General features: G+C 48.4%; 11 protein-coding genes and 2 pseudogenes. 4 read left to right on the forward strand and 9 right to left on the reverse strand.

Going from position 1 to position 18,106, the window contains the following annotated elements:
- Nucleotides 1–24: 24 nt before the first annotated feature.
- The 7 genes from dnaK to C7I86_RS11000 all read right to left on the reverse strand — a co-directional run bounded on the left by dnaK (nucleotide 25) and on the right by C7I86_RS11000 (nucleotide 12,990).
- Nucleotides 25–1,935: a molecular chaperone DnaK gene (dnaK, locus tag C7I86_RS10965; protein WP_010873288.1), complete on the reverse strand. Its 1,911-nt coding sequence runs from the start codon at nucleotides 1,933–1,935 to the stop codon at nucleotides 25–27.
- A 205-nt stretch (nucleotides 1,936–2,140) separates the two neighbouring features.
- Complete coding sequence (locus C7I86_RS10970; protein ID WP_010873289.1) at nucleotides 2,141–4,285, reverse strand: IMS domain-containing protein; 2,145 nt, start codon at nucleotides 4,283–4,285, stop codon at nucleotides 2,141–2,143.
- Nucleotides 4,286–4,472: 187 nt separating this feature from the next.
- Nucleotides 4,473–4,808: a hypothetical protein gene (locus C7I86_RS10975; RefSeq protein ID WP_010873290.1), complete on the reverse strand. Its 336-nt coding sequence runs from the start codon at nucleotides 4,806–4,808 to the stop codon at nucleotides 4,473–4,475.
- An 88-nt stretch (nucleotides 4,809–4,896) separates the two neighbouring features.
- A complete protein-coding gene (locus C7I86_RS10980; protein WP_010873291.1) occupies nucleotides 4,897–5,391 on the reverse strand; it encodes a hypothetical protein in 495 nt (164 codons plus the stop codon).
- Nucleotides 5,372–6,988: a uroporphyrinogen-III C-methyltransferase gene (gene cobA / locus C7I86_RS10985; protein WP_010873292.1), complete on the reverse strand. Its 1,617-nt coding sequence runs from the start codon at nucleotides 6,986–6,988 to the stop codon at nucleotides 5,372–5,374. Before cobA ends, C7I86_RS10980 begins: the two co-directional genes overlap by 20 nt.
- Complete coding sequence (locus C7I86_RS10990; RefSeq protein ID WP_010873293.1) at nucleotides 6,916–11,997, reverse strand: hypothetical protein; 5,082 nt, start codon at nucleotides 11,995–11,997, stop codon at nucleotides 6,916–6,918. The genes cobA and C7I86_RS10990 overlap by 73 nt, the downstream gene beginning before the upstream one ends.
- Before the next feature lie 408 nt (nucleotides 11,998–12,405).
- Nucleotides 12,406–12,990, reverse strand: a complete 585-nt coding sequence (locus C7I86_RS11000) for a TIGR04376 family protein (RefSeq protein WP_010873294.1) — start codon at nucleotides 12,988–12,990, stop codon at nucleotides 12,406–12,408.
- Nucleotides 12,991–13,224: 234 nt separating this feature from the next.
- Here C7I86_RS11000 and C7I86_RS11005 point away from each other — a divergent pair, with 234 nt between their 5' ends.
- Nucleotides 13,225–14,298, forward strand: a complete 1,074-nt coding sequence (locus tag C7I86_RS11005) for a dynamin-like GTPase family protein (protein ID WP_010873295.1) — start codon at nucleotides 13,225–13,227, stop codon at nucleotides 14,296–14,298.
- Between the two features lie 75 nt (nucleotides 14,299–14,373).
- A complete protein-coding gene (locus C7I86_RS11010) occupies nucleotides 14,374–15,390 on the forward strand; it encodes an IS4-like element IS4Sa family transposase (RefSeq protein ID WP_010872287.1) in 1,017 nt (338 codons plus the stop codon).
- 147 nt (nucleotides 15,391–15,537) lie between these two features.
- On the opposite strand, the pseudogene C7I86_RS11015 reads toward C7I86_RS11010, so the two are convergent.
- Nucleotides 15,538–16,297, reverse strand: a pseudogene (locus C7I86_RS11015) (IS5 family transposase).
- Nucleotides 16,298–16,664: 367 nt separating this feature from the next.
- Between C7I86_RS11015 and recO the strand changes: the two are divergent.
- Entirely contained in the window at nucleotides 16,665–17,480 is an 816-nt protein-coding gene (recO, locus tag C7I86_RS11020) for a DNA repair protein RecO (RefSeq protein ID WP_010873298.1), read from the forward strand.
- A 27-nt stretch (nucleotides 17,481–17,507) separates the two neighbouring features.
- On the opposite strand, the gene C7I86_RS11025 is transcribed toward recO, so the two are convergent.
- Nucleotides 17,508–17,720, reverse strand: coding sequence for a hypothetical protein (locus tag C7I86_RS11025; RefSeq protein WP_010873299.1), 213 nt, complete (start codon nucleotides 17,718–17,720; stop codon nucleotides 17,508–17,510).
- Nucleotides 17,721–17,947: 227 nt separating this feature from the next.
- Between C7I86_RS11025 and C7I86_RS11030 the strand changes: the two are divergent.
- Nucleotides 17,948–18,085, forward strand: a pseudogene (locus C7I86_RS11030) (transposase); the annotation flags it as partial.
- Between the last annotated feature and the right edge of the window lie 21 nt (nucleotides 18,086–18,106).

Consider the following 18,106-nt stretch of genomic DNA (forward strand, 5'->3'; position numbering starts at 1 on the left):
CAATACAGGTTTTAAAACCCAGACCTATTTCTCCGGCTCAGAGAATTCCGCATCGATGACATCATCGCCACCGCCACTGCTAGTTCCCGCTTCAGGGCCAGCACCGGGAGCGCCTACCCCAGCCTCTGCTCCAGCCTGTTGGTACATATTGGAACCAATGCTGTAGAGAACCTGTTGTAGTTCCGGCATCACCGTTTGGATTTTGGCATCATCTTCCTGGGCTACAGCTTCCTTCAGGTCTTTGATTAAACCTTCCGCTTTGATTTTATCAGCGGCGGGCACTTTATCGCCCAACTCGGTGATTTGTTTTTCCGCTTGGTAAACGAGGGAATCCGCTTGGTTTTTGCGGTCAATTTTCTCCCGACGTTCTTTGTCAGCGGCGGCGTTGGATTCAGCTTCCTTCACCATCCGGTCTACTTCCGTATCAGGCAGGGTGGAAGCCCCGGTGATGCTGATGGACTGCTCCTTGCCCGTACCCCGGTCTTTAGCAGTGACATTCAAAATACCGTTGGCATCAATATCGAAAGTAACTTCGATTTGAGGTACGCCCCGGGGAGCAGGGGGGATACCATCTAAGCGGAAGGTTCCCAAGCTCTTATTGTCATTGGCCATTTCCCGTTCCCCTTGGAGCACATGGATTTCCACGTTGCTTTGACCGTCCACAGCGGTGGAGAAGGTTTCAGATTTTTTGGTGGGGATGGTGGTGTTGCGGGGAATGATTTTGGTCATGACGCCCCCTAGGGTTTCTACGCCCAAGGAGAGGGGAGAAACATCCAGGAGCAGAATGTCTTTGACTTCCCCAGAAAGTACACCCCCTTGGATAGCAGCTCCGACGGCCACTACTTCATCGGGGTTAACTCCTTGGTTGGGATCTTTGCCAAGAATTTTCTTTACCACTTCTTGCACGGCGGGAATCCGGGTGGAACCGCCAACAAGAACGATTTCATCCAGGGCAGATTTATCGATTTTGGCATCCCGAATGGCATTTTCCACGGGAATACCACAACGATCAATCAGGTCGGAGCAAATTTCTTCAAACTTGGCCCGGGACAGGGTGGTGTCTAGATGTTTAGGCCCATCCTGGGTGGCAGTGATGAAGGGCAGGTTAATTTCCGTTTGGCTCACGCCGGAAAGTTCGATTTTGGCTTTTTCGGCCGCTTCGGTTAACCGTTGTAGAGCTTGCTTATCCTTACGGAGGTCGATGCCCTCGGCCTTCTGGAATTCACCGGCCAGGAAATCGACAATTTTTTTGTCGAAGTCGTCCCCTCCCAGATGGGTATCCCCAGAGGTGGCTAATACTTCAAATACCCCTTCCCCTACTTCGAGGATGGAGACGTCAAAAGTACCGCCCCCTAGGTCAAACACCAGAATGGTTTCGTTATCCTTTTTATCCAGACCGTAGGCTAGGGAGGCAGCGGTGGGCTCGTTAATAATTCTCAGGACTTCGATCCCGGCGATTTTACCCGCATCTTTGGTGGCTTGCCGTTGGGAGTCGTTAAAGTAGGCAGGAACGGTGATGACGGCTTGGGTAACGGTCTCCCCTAGGTACTTGCTGGCATCGTCCACCAATTTCCGCAGCACTTGGGCAGAAATTTCTTCCGGGGCAAACTGTTTTCCTTGGGCTGGGCAATCTAGTTTCACATTGCCGTTGCCGTCTTTAACTACGCTGTAGGCAACTTCGGTGGCTTCATTGGTAATTTCATCAAATTTACGACCAATGAATCGTTTGACAGAATAAAAAGTATTGCCCGGGTTCATCACCGCTTGACGCTTGGCAATTTGCCCCACTAGGCGATCGCCATTTTTGGCATAACCAACCACCGATGGGGTCGTGCGAAAACCTTCTGCATTGGCGATAACAGTGGGTTTACCCCCTTCCATTACAGCCACACAGGAATTGGTAGTACCGAGGTCAATCCCAACAACTTTTCCCATAATTTTAATTAACTCCCGTTAACAAGTAAGAATATAAGACACAACGATGGGCCGAAAAGCCATGGTTCCAATCCATTGCCTGGGGCCGACACGTTCACACTCTTATAGTGACGGTAGGGGCTTAGTTCTCGGAAGTGCAGGTTTCCGTACCTATGGGGGCATCTAGCCGTATGCCATTGGTCAAAAGGGGAGTTAACGCCACGCACTAACGGGGGCCATTTACCACTTGTATTTGGTCAATTTTCCAAACCCCTTGGTGTCGTACTAGCTGATAGCGCACAGTCAAGTCATCTTTGGTGGCGGAGCCCTTCTGCTGTTGATTACCTAGGGTAAAGGGCTGGCTAATTTCTTCTACCCGGGCAGTAACGGTGGCTCGGTTGGGGTCTTGGGGGTTAACTTGATAGGCTAAAATCTGCAACTTGTGTTCGTATTGGTGATAGACCTTTTGGGCTTGATCCCGTTGGGCCCGACCCCGTTGTTGGGCAAGGAGATTGGGGGCTAAAACACTCTGCAATGCCCCGACATCGTAGTTTTGGCCAAAGGCTAACTTTTTACTATCAAGCCAGCCTTGTACTACCATCTGACCCACTTGCTGATTGAAGTTGGGTTGACTGAGAATCAAATTCCGGCTCGTGGCTTCATCGGGGATAAATTCTGAAGGTTGGTCCAGGAAAACATCTAGGGGGTCTTCTAGCAACCCACCTAGGGGATCGCCAGTACGATTGATAATTAGGGCAGTTGCCCCCCCCACAATGCCTGCTAGGCAAAGCAGAAAAATGCCGAAGCGCACCGGCTTGATGGTCACCCGTTTTTTGCGTCGCCGGGGAGATTTATGTTTACTGGTGGATTCTGGGGCGGAGTTACTGGAAAAACCGTTGCTAGTGCTATCCCCGCCAATACCGTTGGTGCCCAAGGAGTGGGTGTCGTAGGCGATCGCCGGAGATAGGGTGGTGACGGCCAAACCACTGGAATTGTCGGCGCTGGGGAAAACATCGTCTCGGGAACGTCTTGGACTGCGTCCCCGTCGTGAGGGAACGGTGGAGGTCAAAGGGCGATCGGGAAGGGCGGCGGAACTATGTACCATGGGAGTTTCCGATTCCGTTGCGGTGCTAAGGAGGGCAGGGGAGGCAAAAGAATTGTCAGTGGTGAAGGAATCCGGCTCTAGTTGTTCTAGATACTGCTGAACGGAGGGATTATTGAAATAGGCCTTGGGGGAAAGGGTCTCCGGAGAAAGATCCCTAAAGTAGGGGACAATTTCTTCCTCTAGCCACTGCTCAGTGAAAGTATAAAAAGCAGTTAAGGGGTCTTCCCCCGTCGCTAACTTAGATTCGAGGCCAGCTACTATTTTCGGATCTCCCTGGTCGATCGCCGCCAGAACAACTTCCGTTTGACCCAATAATAATTCACAAATTACCTTTTCTAGGGCCAAATCTTGACAATTTTCCAACTGTATAATCAAAGATTTTGCTTCGACAATGGCCATGGGGTCCTGTTCCTTCACTCCCTCAGCCATCAGACTATGTACTGCCAAATAGCTTGCTACTAAAGATGGCCGTTGACTTTCGGGCAAAAATAGGGCGTTTTGCTCGGCCACTGTGAGGTGACAGCGTAGTTGGTGGATGAATTTTAGAAAGTCATCATTTCCCAATCCGGAATAATCTTCCCCCTTACCTTCAATGCCGCCCCGGTCCTGCACCATCGCTTGCAACAGAGCTAGACCCTGCTGACGTTGCTCCTCCCCTTGCCCCTCCTTAGCCAAAAGTTCGAGGATACGGTAGGGTCGCAGACGGTATAGTTCCTGACGAATTTCTGCTTCCAAGGCGGGGAAGTCATTATCCTGTTGCAACCGAGCTAGGGCCTTAAGACTGGCGGTGGCGGCAAATTCATACTGCTGTTGTTGCCAACGTTCCCGGCTCAGTTCCCAGTGGGCCAAAATTACCGAAAGCAAATAGTCCTGGGGCAGGCCTCCCGCCGGAGGGTTGGGATCGTGGAGTACTGGCTCACCATACTTAACCACGAGTTCGTATTCCCCCAAATCCAACAGGATCAACAGGGCTCCAATTTCTTGCTCTGGGCTACATTCCAACTCCGGGGTAGTGAGGGGTAAGGCCTCCCCCAGGGCTTCATCCATGGCTCCCCACCATTCTTGGTCGTATGCCTGACGTTTTTCCGGATCCCTCAGGGTTTCATAGGCGATCGCCAGTAATTGATTGCGGAGAGTAACTGCGGCGTCACTAAATTCTCGCCGGGGTAATTGTAAAAGGCGATCTTGGTAGGCCTGCTCAATGGTTTCCCCACCACTCTGGGGAGGAATGCCTAAAATACGATAAAAGTCGAGGGGGATAAACACCGGAAAAAGCCTTGGCAGGACAGGTTCAGTTTAAAAGCTTATGGGGAAATAGCACGGAATAGCACTGACGGTTTCTGGGGAGTCGGAAGACATGTTAAAGGCTAATACCATACTATACGACAGCTTTTTTGTGACTAATAATTCCAAAAAAAACCAAAAACCTGCTTTGCCAGCCTAAATCGCGCCCTCAAAACGATTCTAGTCCTCCATCGTCCCCGGGAGCTTGCCAGGTGGCCACCGACCGCAGGCTAAGGGGAATAACTTCATCACAGGGAAATTCCAGCAGGGTTTCGGATGTCATCAGATAACCAGAATTAAGAAAAAACAGCAATAGTCTCCCCAGGGCTACCCACACCACTTCGTCGAACTCCCAATCTCGACCCCGCCCGCTGTGACAGGCGATCGCCTGGAGGGCCCAAAAATAATTATTCCGAACAATGGAACCACCTTTTTTGTAAGCTGGCAAATCTTCAGCGGCAATCACCAGCAAATCCGCCGCCGCTAACCAACATTTCATCAACACCTCAACTAAGGAAACAGTGCAACTACGGAAGATCAGGGAAAAGTAGAGGGAATAAGCTCAATGGTGCTCAAAAATTAACCTAAACAAACTAGAAATCCACCACCGCTTCCACCTTCATGGTGTTGTCAATGGTAGCCTGACAAACCACCTGGGCTGGGGTGGCCCGACAGTTCCCTGTGGCCTCCGTTAAAGTTTCGTCAACAATGCCATCTTCCGCAGTCCAGAGAAAAGTACCAATGACATTGTACTGATTGCTATTGATTTTGCCATTGACCAGTATGGGGTCGTCATTGTATTCCAGCACGAAAGAAAAACCCATGACATCGCCATCGTCGTAGTGGAAATTAATAGTGCCGTCCCCCTCCGTGATGGAAAGCTGATTACAGTCCATGGCCATTTCTTCACTGGGATCGGTGAGTTTGACTGAACATTGCTGAGCTGCAAAGGTGGTTTGGCTTTGGACACTTTCTTGAAAAATTGTCTCTTGGCTACGGACGACGGGGGCAAACAGCATCCCCCCCAAGGCGGCCATGGCCGCCATCAATGGCAATGGAGAGGCAAGGTCACGGATTTTGGTAAACATAATTAGTAATGGCCCCGGTTAGGCCTTCTAGGGTGTACTCCGTTGCTTCAATGTCCACCCGACCCAATTCCCGTAAACAGCGTTCGGAAGTTTGGGGGCCAATGGAAGCGATTTGGCAATGGTTAATTAGGGAACGCCAATCTTGGTAACCGTTAGCTTGGCTAGTCTGGGCCAACAGTTGCCGAAAATGGCTGACGGTTTTGGAACTGGCAAAGGTGATCACATCCACCGTTTGATTAACGATACTTTGCCACACTTCTTCGGGCATATGGCCAGGGCAGGCGGATTGATAGGAGGGGACTTCCGTAACCAAGGCTTGTTTTTGGCTCAATTCTTGGACTAATTGGGCCCGGCCACCACTTTCCACCCGGGGAAAAAGTATTTTTAGTCCTGCTGGGGAGTGGGGAAAATGTTCCACCAGGGCATCGGCAATGAAATCCGGGGGAATGAAATCTGGCTTGAGACCAAATTTTTCTAGGCTTTGGGCGGTCTTTTTGCCCACTACCGCCAACTTTAATCCCGCCAGGGCCCTACTGTCCAAACCGTGGTGTTGCAATCTTTGAAAAAAGAACTCCACCCCATTGGCGGAAGTCAGAATTAGCCAGTCAAAATCCCCCAACTTGGCGATCGCCTGGTCGAGGGGTTGCCAGTCCTTGGGGGGCACAATTTCCAGGGCAGCCATGGCTAAGACGGTGGCCCCTTGCTGGTGCAAAAGCTCGGTAAACTGGCTCGCTTGGTCGGCGGCCCTGGTAACCAGAATAGTTTTTTCGGTCAGGGGCAGGGGAGGCAAGGCGGGAATAATCCTTTGACTAACAACATCTCCAATGACAATTACCGCTGGGGCGAGGGACTGTCCTTGGGTTTTTTCCACCATATCAGCTAGGGTTCCTTCCCAGGTTTGCTGTTCCGGTCTGCCGGCATTTTTAATCACTGCCATGGGGGTGTGGGGAGATTTACCTGCTCGGACTAACTCATTGACCAACAACGACAAATTTTTGGTCCCCATGAGAATTACCAAAGTGGGCAATTGGGCCAGGGCAGGCCAAGGCCAACGGTGGGGATCATGGCCGTCCATGACAAAAAAACCCGCCCCGCTATCTTTGGCTGTGAGGGGAATGCTTGCTAGTCCTGCCCCGGCGATCGCCGAGGAAATTCCTGGTACTACTTCATAGGCACAATGGTGGGTCACTAGGGTTGCCAATTCCGGCATAATGCGGCCAAAAATCCAGGGATCACCGCTTTTCAGCCGTACTACCTGTTTGCCCCGTCGGTAATGGTCCACCAATAACTGATTAATTTTGGCCTGGGGAGTGCTGGGTTGTCCCCCCCGTTTGCCGACGAAAATTCGCTCACAATCTGGCGGCAGGAGATCAAAAAGCTCCTGGGACACCAAGGCGTCATAAATTACCACATTTGCCCTACCCAACACGGCGATCGCCCTTTGAGTCAGGTAGGCCACGGGCCCCAAGCCAGCCCCCATCAGATAAACTTTGGCTCTGGAATCTGTACTTAGCATTGTAAAAATTAGGTTACTTTCGCGCCGGGGCGATCGGCCGGGGACACCAAGGCATTGTGGGTGAGGTAGTTTTTCAGCCATTGTCCACCCTGGCTCAGGAGTTGGGGCAACGTTTTCACCGGCCAAAGCTTGGCCGTACCATCGGCGGAGGACGTTAAAACCCAGCGACCATCAGGACTAAATTCTGCTGACCGGACCCAATTGCCATGGCCCTCCAGGGTGAGCAACTCCCTTCCCGAAAGGTCCCAAAGCCTCGCAGTGCCATCGTTGGAAGCCGTGACGAGCATTTGTCCGTCAGGACTCCAATCCACAGTACCCACCAAACCTTGATGGCCGTATAGTACCGCTACCGTTTTACCACTGCGGTCCCAAAGCCTAGCGGTATGGTCGGCGGAGACGGTGGCGATCAAATTTCCCTCGGGGCTAAATCTGGCCTGGTAAACAATACTTTGATGGCCAGCTAAGGTTAATAGGGGGCGACCAAGGAAATCCCAGATCCGGGCGGTGTTATCCACGGAGGCTGTCAGTATGTAACGACTGTCGGCACTAAATTGAGCAAAATACACTGGTCCTTCATGGCCCCGGCATATGCCCACCTCCCGGCCGACAATTTCCCAGATGCCTGCAGTATTGTCATCCGACGCGGTAACAATGAATTGGCCGTCGGCACTAAACTCCGCCGCAAAAATATTTTTTTCGTAGTGCCTCAACACCGCTAATTCCCGGCCGGTATTATTCCAAACCCGTGCGGTGCCGTCTTTGCTGGCGGTGACAATGTATTGGCTATCGGGACTAAATCTCACATTCAACACCGCGTCCTGGTGCCCCCGCAGAACAGTCAATTTTTTGCCCAGTACATTCCAAAGTTGGGCAGTTTTATCCGCCGATCCAGTGACAATCCATTGGCCGTCCGGGCTAAATTGACCTTCCCGCACCCAGCCTTGGTGATCTGCTAACACGGCAACGCATTCCCCCTCTGTGGTCCAGAGACGGGCCGTTTTATCCCTGGAAACAGTCAACAGGCGATCGCCTTTGGGATTGAAATGGGCATTGCGTACCCAATGGCTGTGGCCAGTGAGGGTGATGGTATCTTTTTGGGAAATGTCCCATTGACGGGCGGTTTGGTCGGCGGAGACGGTGAAAACAAAGCGACCATCAGCACTAAAATCAGCGTCGTAAACTTCTTTTTGGTGGCCCCGCAGAATGGTGAGCAAAGTGCCTTCCTTAGTCCAAAGTCGGGCCGTATTGTCGGTGGAATAGGTGACAATTTTTTGGCCGTCAAGACTGAAACGGGCTCCATGGATATTGTGGTCATGGCCCCGGAGGGTGCCCAAGCATTTGCCATGGCGACTCCAAACCCTAGCGGTGCCGTCACTAGAAGACGTGATGATGTGCTGGCCATCGGGACTCCAAAGGGCATTGTTAACCCAGTTTTGGTGCCCTTTTAAAACAGCAAAACATTGACTACTCAGATCCCACAACCGGGCAGTGCCATCGGCAGAACAGGTCACAATCCATTGGCCATCGGGGCTAAATTGGGCATTGCGGACCCAACTGGTATGCCCCTGGCAGAGGCCAATTTCCCGACCTTCTAGATCCCATAACCGAGCCGTGCCATCCCGCGAGGCAGTGAGTAAAATCTGTCCATGGCAATTGAATTCAGCATTGCGGACCCAGTCGGCGTGGCCCTGGCAGAGGGTGAGTTGTTCCCCAGCAAAATTCCAAATGCGTGCAGTGTTATCTTGACCACTAGTAACTAAAAACTGATGATGGGGACTAAAATGCACACTCCTCACCCAGTCTTCGTGGCCCCTGAGGGTTGCAACTTCTTCCCCATGGCGTTGCCAAAGTTTAACGGTGTGGTCGGCAGAAGCGGTGGCAAAGTATTGACCATCGGCACTCCAGTCCAATGCCGTAATGGCTTCTTGATGTCCCCGCAAAACGTTAATCAGTTCGCCGTGAAAAGACCAAAGGTAAGCGATGCCATTGGTGGTGGCGGTGAGCACTAAGGGGGGAGTGTTTTCCATGGAAGGGCTAATGCGCAGAACCGTAACAGGCCCCTCATGGTGGCAACGGTTACATTCATTAATCCGAGCCAAAATGCTGTGGAGAGAAAGCCAGGGAGCCAGGCTGGGATATTGCACCAGAGGGGTTTCCGGTGTGACTAATTTTTGTAAATCCTGCCCAGTTTTGACCGCCGCCAGCAGAGCCTCTAGGGGATAGACGAGAAATTGTTTGAGAATAAACTGGCATTGCTTTTCCAGGTTGATCCCAGCCACTAATTTTTGGTATTGCAATTGGGCCGCTTTCAATTTTTGGGCGACCACCTGTTCCTCTGCACTGGAGCCGGCCTCCAACTCTGCGATCAAATCCTCGTTGCCCTGTTGGCGATCGCCAGGGGATGGGGCGATTAAATTAGGATTGGATTTACTACCGCGGCGGCCAGCATTAATCAGTGCGGGGGTAGAAATAACGGCACTTTTCCCCTGGAGAGCATGGGCTAAATGAGTCGTACTGAGACGGTAATAGGGTAATGTGGCCTGGGAAATCACAATGATTAATCTGCCCCGGAGCAATAGGGTCAGCAGTAACTGCAATTGCTGAATGTCTTCTTGGGCAAACTCCGGCGGGTTATCCGCGGCCGGTTCAGGGGCAGAATAGAGCGCGGCTAGTAACTGATATTCGGTTTTGAGACAAAGAGCTTGCTGTCCATCGGCCAGGCTTTTGAGTAACTGCAAGGCCTTTTTGAGCAGATGGGGGGGTAAAAAAGCCAAATAGGTTTGCACAGCCAAGGTCAACCATTCATCTAACTTTTTACCCTGGTAATCCGCTGACTTAGTTACCTGCTCCTGTTCCAAAACGGTTCCCAACAGTTGCAAATCAATGGGATGGAGCCAGGGCTGCTGTTCTCCATTGCCTTCCATGGCTAGATCTCCCAAAAACTGGGACTGTAGGCTTGGGGGCCACGGATGGCGGCATTGGGCCATGGCTTGGGTTAGCCAATTCTCGGCCTGCCCTAGGGTGGGGGGAGAGAGAGTTTGGTATTGCAGGGGGGGCAGGGAATGTTCTTCCCCCAGTTGTCCCTTCAACTCTTCATAGAGGTCGGCGATCGCCGTTGGGGGCACAGAAATTAACAAACGCACACCCTGGGACGGACTGGTGGTCAATAGCCATTGCCACAGTACTTGGGCCAATTCCTGCTGACGTAGGGAAGGACTTTTTTGCCAAGGTAGGGAGCCGTTTTCTCCGTCCAATACCAACAGCAAGTCCAAAATTGGTAGAGCTTGCAGGGCAGACACCAACTCCGGGGTTGTAGCTTGCCCCAAGGAAGGCAGACTAAAGCTTTCCCCTAGGTGGACCCATAACTTTTCTGCCCAGTGGGGAGTAAAATCCACCAAAAGCACCCGCTCCGGGGACATTTGTTGCAACACTTCCCCCGCCAACCAAGAAGTTTTGCCCACCCCCGGCTCCCCCGTTAGCACCAAAACTGGCGTGGGCTTTTGTTCCCAGACCTTTTGCAGGTCCTGCCAAGTAAGGGAAACCATCGTTTTTGACTGCACAGCAGACCGAGCCTCCGCCCCACCTCCCAACATTTTTTCTGGTGCTAGGGGATGGCGGCAAATGCGTTGTTCTGGCCAACAGGGAAGGGGCTTTGGACCAATGAAGGCCCGCTGACCTAAACGGTATTCCCTGGCTTGATATTCCTGGTCAATGGCCAGGGCCGCCAGCCAATCTTCCAACTGCAAGTAACACTCCCTTAATTCCACCAGAATGGCTAAGTATAGCCGGGGATTATCTTCAAAGGACACCAGGGTTTGGGCCTGGCGCAGAGTCATTAAGGATTCCCTAATCTGGTCATTGGCTAACTGTACCCGACCGGCAAGGTAATGCAAATTTGCCAAGCAGGGGCGATAATCCCGCTCTTCAACCTGCTTAGGCCTGGTTTCAAAGGCTCTTTTTAAAGCTTCCTTGCCCTCATCAAATTTCCATTGCTCCACCAAGGCTTCACAAAGGTAACTGTGGGCTAGGGAAATTAGCCCCTGTAATTCCAATTCGGTCCAAAGCTTTTCCTGATTGCGCTCCGGGGTGGTGTCTGTGGCGGCAAAGGGGGAAAGTTGATAGAAAAAAATCAGGCTGTTTTCGGCGGCCTGCCGCAGTTGCTCCCAGTCTTCTAGTCCTCGCAGGATTTCTCCTAATAGGTTGAGGGTTTCCCCATGGGTGAAGTGCCATTGCTGGTTTTCCAGGGCGGCGATCGCCGTTTGGGCATAATTGCGGGTTTGTTGCCAAAGTTGATGGCCGCGACTTTTTTCTCCGTAGGCTTGGAGTAGGAAAAGATAGCCCAGCCGCAGACTCAGCCAAATAATTGCCTCCGTATCTCCCAGCAGTTCCCAGACATCCAAACTCTCCCGATAGTGGCACTGGGCCTGTTTTCGGCCCATTTCTCCCCGGCTTTCCCGCGCTAAACCCTGGAGAAGGGATAATTTCGCCTGCAGAAGGCTAATCGGTTCTAGTTCGAGGTTTTGTTTTTGGTCAACAATTTCGGCCAACCAATGGGGTAAATTGACCAGCATTTCCTGGCGTTTCTCCGGAGCCAATGGTGATGGTTCTAACCACACACACTGCCAGAGTTCATCGGTGCACTGCTCCAGATCCCCCACCCCCAGGCGCAGATCTAACCAATGGCTTTTGCCGTCCAAGAAAGTCTGTAGGCCGCGAAAAGCTTCTTCAATGGTGGGGTCAACTAGTACGATCCAATGGAAATGTCTTTCTCCGCACCGTTGTTGTTTTCCCAGGGCTAATTGGGTTAAAAAAGTTTGGGGATCGGGCTCTTCCGTCAAGCCGGTGATCAGGATAACATGCCCCGTAAACTGCTCCCATTGTTGCAAAACCCTAGCCAGTTGCTCCTTTTCCCCCGCATCAAAAATTAAGACGTCACCGGCGATCGCCGTTGTGTACCAATCTTCCACCCACGTGAATTGACCAGCTAGGCAAAAGTAAAGGTTATCCTGGATCGCTGGTTGCCCAACCCGGTCAGCGAGGGATTGCAAAAGTTCTTGTTGCTGGGTGAGGCAAGATAACATAACAGTCATCGGTGTGAAGTTAGTACAATTATGGGCAGGGAAAAGCCTATTCGACCTGTAACATTTTGCTTAATTGACGGTGGGCACTGTGACAAGACTGGGCAAGCCTAGTCAAAAATAGCGAGGAAAGCCCTAGGCGTTAGCTTCAATTCTAGTGACAATATGTCAGCGTTGACACTGCCAGGGACGGGGATAGGGGGGACTAAATCACCACTAATAACCCGGCTCATTATCCCGAATTTGCCATCAAACCAGGCGGCAAAGTTTTTACCAAACAAATTCGGGCGGCTTTTTCCGCATTTCATCTCTGACAAAAATGGCTGGGCTGTATATTTTTCTCTTTACTACCAAGGCTTTGGCTACCTAACTAACCATCTCTGGTCACATTTGCCACAGTCAATTCTAAGAACAAGAAAACTATTTAGTGGCGTTGCGTTTTAAGCGTTCCAATTCCTTTTCCAATTCCCACTTTTTAAATTCCGCTTCCAGGGGGTCTAACTCCCGGCGATAGGTTTCCCCGGTACTGCCTTGATTCCAGCCCATGGTGTCCGCCGCCCTTCTTTGGGCCTCGGATGCTTTTTGCTCGGCGGCCATTTGTTTAGCCTTTTGTTGTACTTCCTTTTGCCGTTGCTGAATTTCCTGGAGCAAACTTTGGGCTTGGCTAATCCGTTGTTCTGTCCCCACCCTTTGTCCCCACACCTGATTGCCCTGACGCAGTAAGGTAGCTTCCCTTTCCTGGGCCCTTTGGGCTAAATCTTCTCGGCCAGCAGCTTTAGCCTGTTGAATGCGGCTATGCCAAGCCTGAATATCCTGAGCTAGGTTGAGAATCTGGGCTTCTTGATCTTGTTTTTTCCGCTGTAAATCTGTCAGTAGGCGGCGAGCGTCGGCTTCCTGTTCTTTCAACTGTTCCAACAGAGCTTCCAACTCCAAATGGGGGTTGTTCTGTAAAAACTCTTCCAGACGGTCTTCTAAAAAACGGCCGACATCGTCAAACAAGCCCATTGCTACAATCTTCCCAAAAATCTAGTAGGTGCCTTAAAAGCTTTGTCCTACTCCAAGATACCTTGTTTTTTCTTCCCCCATCGCTGGGAATTAACCAAGCTCCTGACTCTTTTTTGGCGATCGCCAAACTTCATAAAAATTCATGTACCAAAGATACTTTTCCCTAAAATCTGAATTATCCTGATAGGCAAACTCGGTTAAGTCTGAGCTTTCCGGCGTTAGAACAGGTACACGATGAATATTGAAGCTAAGCTAAGTCAAGCTCGCTCCTGGCTGGATGAATTGGGTAATGCCATTTCTGATCTGGTGGGGGTTGCGTCAGAAGTATTTGAGGATGAGAAGCTCAAGCAGGATTTGGCAGATTTTCGCCGAGCCTATGATCAGGCAGTGCTGGATTTGGCTAATCCGAGTTTACGTATTGCTATGATCGGCACAACTTCTTCGGGAAAGTCAACGATTGTTAACGCTTTAATTGGCCGACGGATTGCGCCTATTGAAGCGGGGGAGATGAGCGGCGGTGTTTTACGGATTAAACATGGTGAAGGCAGTCACTTAAAGATTGAGGAAACGGAGGGCGCAGTCTGGGAAACGGGAGAATGGTCAGGTTTGAGCGATGAGGAAATTTATAACCGCATCCATCAAGTCATGCAGAAGTACCATGAGACTAAAAAAAGGAAAATTTACATTTCACCTCAAATCGAAGTTAGATTACCACTTTTACCTGGTTATGACAGAGCATTATCAGGTTTACCTGAAGAACTAGCTATTGAATTTGTTGATTTACCAGGATTAAAATCTATCAAAGATAGCAAAAATCTTAAAGTAATCCAGTCTTTAGTTGGAAATGCTTTCTGTCTTGTTGCTCTTGATTATTCTCATGTAGATGAGGAGCATAGGCAAGTTTTATTAAATGAGCTAAAAGACGTTGTTGAATATCTACATGGCTCTACTGAATCAATGATTTTTATACTTAATCGAATTGATCGTCGAAGCTCTGATGATTTTCCACTAAATAAACGCGTAAATCTATTGAAAGATGAAATTAAATCAACTTTAAAACTGTCTAGTAAGCCATATATTATGCCGTTAAATGCTCTTCTTTTATATAATGCTCAATGTGCTTGGGGATATAATTTTACTGATAATTCTTTAAATTGTCATGAGAAATTTAAATCTGACTTTATAAAAAATCTTTTAATAAAAAGTTCTGAAATCATACAAATAAAAGCCCTGGAAAGTGAAGATATTAAGCTTTTTTCGTGGTTTACACATCTTAGTTTATCATTTGCTCAGAAGCAGAAGTGTTGAACGATAGTTATAAAGAGAAAAAAAGCCCTTTAAAATGATAGAATAAAGGGCAGAAATATTAGAATAATTGAAGAGATGATATCAAATTTTGGACATATTGTCAAAACTTATCTATCTAATTTTCCTAAAGATGACTACCCAGTATTAGACACATTTAAGTTTGTGAGTATCTGGTTAGGATTAGTGTTAGACCAGAGCCAGACAAGCATGAGGAGTATGTTTAAAAGACTGAACTTACGAGGAGAGACAGTCGATATATCTACATTCTCAAAGGCAAGCAAAAAAAGGGATGTAGGAGTTTTTAGAGAAATAATATTTTCCTTAAAAAAGGAATTGTCGAAAAGGAAGGAAATTAAGCAGGGAGAATTAGAAATATTTCCTCTCGATTCAACCATTGTCAGCATAACTAGTAAGTTGATGTGGAACCTTGGATTTCATCAGGTAAAAGTATTCAGTGGGATTAACTTATCAACAGGGATTCCGGGGGGAATAGTAATTCACTTTGGACAAGGTCATGATAATAAATATGGGAATGAAACAATAGAAGAGACTCCAGAAAATGGAGTAGCAGTAATGGATAGAGGATTTTGTGACTTACAGAGAATCAAGAGATTACAAAAGGAGAATAACAAATATCATGTATTAAGAATAAAGAATAATATAAAGCTAGAAAAATTAGCCAATGATAACTATATGGTTGGAACTGGAAAGAATAAAATAGAGAGTAGAGTGGTAATATTCACCCATGATAATTCAGAGTTTAGATTGGTTACAAATTTACCTATAGAAAGTAAAGAAATAGAAGGAGTTAGTGATGAAAAAATAGCAGAAATTTATAAAAAAAGATGGCAAATAGAATTGTTATGGAAATTCTTAAAAATGCACTTAAAGCTGAATAGACTGATTGCCAAAAATGAGAATGCAATTGGGATTCAAATCTATACCTGTATAATTGCTTATTTAATACTAAAATTACTGGTAATCCCAAAAGAAGCAGGTACAACAATGTTAGACAAACTACGTTATTTACAGGCTTTCATGTGTGAAAAAATAAGCTATGTACACTGGCTAAGGGAGTTAGCACTAAGGTGATGAATTTGCTTTGCTGTAGGATTATTCTGTCTATTTTTAGGTCGTACATAAGTGCGATTCAACGATTCTGGATCAAGTGGTACATGATAATTTTTCAACTAGCTTAGTTTATGCGAACGGGTTGCAAGAATGTGGAGAAATGTCGTCTTAGAATATGTTTGAAAAGTTCAAGGCAAGCTTTCGGAGCATGAGATGGAGCATGGCAACATGAATCATTGTCTCACTGGTGGTAGGTAAATATTCATAATCCTTGCTTAAACGACGGTAGCGACCAAACCAAGCAAAGGTACGTTCAACAACCCAACGTCGAGGCAAAACCTCAAAACCCTTTTGTCCATCCTTTTTGCTGACGATTTCCAAATTCTAGCCAAAGGTCTCATTAACCCAGGCAGTAAAATTCTTACTGCCAAAAGTGCTATCAGTCCATATCAATTGCAGGCACTGCCATAGAGGAGCAAACCAAGTACCGAGTAGAGTAAGACCTTGGTGGTCTGAGCGATGAGCGCTGTGAGCCACAACGTCGAGAAGTAATCCCATGGTATCCACGAGGATTGTACGTTTACGACCATTGACCTTTTTTCCACCGTCATAACCACTTTCTTGTCCAGCGCCAGCCTTTCTTACTGACTGTGAGTGAGTCCAAACAACCAGCACTAGGGTTGGCATTTCTTCCGGCCTTAAGTCGAATCTTCTTTCTGAGGATGTGATTCAATTTTTTCCAGGTACCGTCTTCCTGCCACTGTCGGAAATAACCATAGACTGTTCGCCATTTGGGAAAATCATGGGGTAGAAGTCGCCAAGCACAACCCGCTCTGAGCATGTAAAAAATGGCATTAAGCACTTCCCTCGGATTAGTTTTCCGTTTTCTTCCCCCACTTTTTGCTTGGGGGAGATTGGATTCTACCAATTGCTACTGGCTATCACTGATGTCGCTGCTGTAAAATTCTCTCAGTATCATTACGGTGAAAATTCTATATTCTTCACCATTTTTCCCAATTATGCCGACTTTTCAAACACGCTCTTATATGCGACAGGGAGGAGAAGCACCATCTTGTTATGTTGGCGATCCTAATCCATCCGAGGCATTTGACTTAGTTTTAGAATGTAGGGCTTCTATACCGGATTGCTACGTTGTCAGTTAATTTAGACTAGACAAACACAATCTAAATAGTCTGGAAGTTATTTTTCGATTTTTGCAAAAATGACACTTTCTCCTAAAATTTCGTTGCTATCATATAGTTTAGAGAACTGGCAGAGAATAACCAGAAACTAATTTGAGCCGTACTTATCAAACCCTAGGCATTGTTGTGAAAGGTATGGCCTTTGGGGAATCTGATCGCCTAGTGACCATTTTCTCGCCGGAGTATGGTTTGATCCGAGCCATTGCGCCGGGGGCTAGAAAACCAAAATCTAGTCTCAGGGGTCGCACCGAACTATTTGTAGTTAACCAATTTCTGCTATTTGCGGGAAAAAGTTTGGACCGTATCAACCAAGCGGAAACCCAATATTCCTACCCTGGCCTGGGGCAAAATGTTTGTAATTTGGCGGCGGGTCAGTACTTAATCGAGCTAATCCTGGCCCTCGGGACAGAGGCCAGTGCCCAAACATCCCTGTATGAACTGTTTACCGAACATCTACGACGGTTAGAAACGGAAGCCACAGTGGAAAATATCTATGGCCATCTAGCCCAAGCATTATTCCATTGCCTCGGGGCAGAGGGCATTGCCCCCCAATTTCATCACTGTGCCATCACGGCCCAAACTATTAGTCCCAATTTTTACGATCGCCAATGGCGGGTGGGCTTTAGCCCAGAATTGGGGGGCATTGTCGATCTTCGCAGTTCTAGGGACATGGGCCCCATTCCCCAAATGCGTCGCTTAACAGCTATGGAACTAAGTTTATTGCAACAACTCAACCAACCTGCCCTACCGGACCCCCAACAGTATCTACCAGTGATCGCCAGGAAAAATTTTCGCCTCTGGGATTGGGTAAAAGCGGAAAATCTGATGCGCTACTATGCCCAACGTCAATTGGGAAAAAGCTTCCGGGCCGCTGTTTTACTAGATAGCATGTGGGAGGTGGATTTTTAGCGTACCTTTCCTCCCCTTGAAGCCCAATTAGTCAATATCAATGCTTTGGGGGCGATTATCCTGGGCTGTTTGATTGATATCTGCCCCGGAAAAGTCCGTTACCCCTTGCTTTTGTAACCACTTTTTCAGCGGATCATCGGTCAATTTTAGCCGCAGCACACCAGACACAAACCCCCCAGCAAAGGCGATCGGCTGTTGACAAAGTTCACGGGTCACTGGCTTAAGTTCTTCAAGAAACATGGGCGTTAGCTAGTAAGGTTCAATGGGCGAAAAATTTCGAGACAGTCAGTACCCGCCATTATACCCAATTAGCCTATGGCTAAGTTTGGACAAATACAGCCAAAATCCTTGACCGATGGGGCTTTTTTCCGGTAATCCCTTGGCTTTTCCTGTTGAATATCAATTCCAAAGTGCTCCTGAAACCAGGAAAAACATCAACTAAGTCCATTCGCCATCTTTCTTTGTGACGTTGGGTTGTTGAAGGTACTTTTGCTTGGCTTGGTCGCTATCGTCGTTTGAGTAAGGATCACGAATATTTACCTACGACCAGTGAGACGATGATCTATGTTTCCATGTTCAATCCCATGCTCCGAAGGCTTGCCTAAAACTTTTCAAATGCCTTCTCA

Origin of the sequence: Synechocystis sp. IPPAS B-1465 (assembly GCF_003015225.1) — a bacterium.
Taxonomy (GTDB): domain Bacteria; phylum Cyanobacteriota; class Cyanobacteriia; order Cyanobacteriales; family Microcystaceae; genus Synechocystis.

Excerpts from the sequence above, each read along its gene's own strand:
- C7I86_RS10980 (WP_010873291.1), bottom strand. The coding sequence starts at position 5,391 with ATGTTTACCAAAATCCGTGACCTTGCCTCTCCATTGCCATTGATGGCG.
- C7I86_RS11000 (WP_010873294.1), bottom strand. The coding sequence starts at position 12,990 with ATGGGCTTGTTTGACGATGTCGGCCGTTTTTTAGAAGACCGTCTGGAA.
- C7I86_RS11010 (WP_010872287.1), top strand. The coding sequence starts at position 14,374 with ATGATATCAAATTTTGGACATATTGTCAAAACTTATCTATCTAATTTT.
- dnaK (WP_010873288.1), bottom strand. The coding sequence starts at position 1,935 with ATGGGAAAAGTTGTTGGGATTGACCTCGGTACTACCAATTCCTGTGTG.
- cobA (WP_010873292.1), bottom strand. The coding sequence starts at position 6,988 with ATGGCTGAAAAACTACCTCACCCACAATGCCTTGGTGTCCCCGGCCGA.
- C7I86_RS11025 (WP_010873299.1), bottom strand. The coding sequence starts at position 17,720 with ATGTTTCTTGAAGAACTTAAGCCAGTGACCCGTGAACTTTGTCAACAG.
- C7I86_RS10990 (WP_010873293.1), bottom strand. The coding sequence starts at position 11,997 with ATGACTGTTATGTTATCTTGCCTCACCCAGCAACAAGAACTTTTGCAA.
- C7I86_RS11005 (WP_010873295.1), top strand. The coding sequence starts at position 13,225 with ATGAATATTGAAGCTAAGCTAAGTCAAGCTCGCTCCTGGCTGGATGAA.